This window comes from Thalassobellus citreus, assembly GCF_044385915.1.
GTDB lineage: Bacteria > Bacteroidota > Bacteroidia > Flavobacteriales > Flavobacteriaceae > Thalassobellus > Thalassobellus citreus.
The window spans coordinates 1-479 of sequence record NZ_JBISCC010000076.1; the positions used below are offsets into that span (position 1 = coordinate 1).

At 28.8% G+C, this 479-nt stretch carries 1 pseudogene; it reads left to right on the forward strand.

Features of this window, described 5'->3' with window-relative positions:
* Window positions 1–232 (forward strand): annotated as a pseudogene (locus ACH5TX_RS00530) (hypothetical protein); the annotation flags it as partial.
* Between the last annotated feature and the right edge of the window lie 247 nt (window positions 233–479).

A 479-nucleotide genomic window follows, 5' to 3' on the forward strand; every position in this document is an offset into this window, starting at 1 on the left:
CATCTATTTTGGAGTTCATTTAGGAGCTTTGAAAGCTGCTATTCTATATCAAATATTGATTTTAATTATTTTGTGGCTGAATAAGGAAAAACTAATCAGAGGTATAAAAATATTATTAGAATCGAATAAGATTGAACAACCCAAAATGAAACTATTCATAAAACTTTTAATTGCTTTTGGAATTTTTATAGTTTTAAGAATATTGGAATATTATATAACTATAAAATGGTAAAGCCAGTTGCCAACAAAGTATAAGAAATAATGCTTAAATTTATTCCTAAATCAAAAAGATAGCGCGTATTTGGTCTCTCTGATTTTCCTGCGGAAAATCCTCGGATACAAAAACGCACTATTCTTATACACAACCGTTGGGTTTAATGCTGCTCACTCTATCGGAAAAAATAAAACTGATTAAAAACCTGAATTTTAGAACCCAAAGTTTACGCGGAATTTTAGCCAATTACCAAAAATAAAACTGT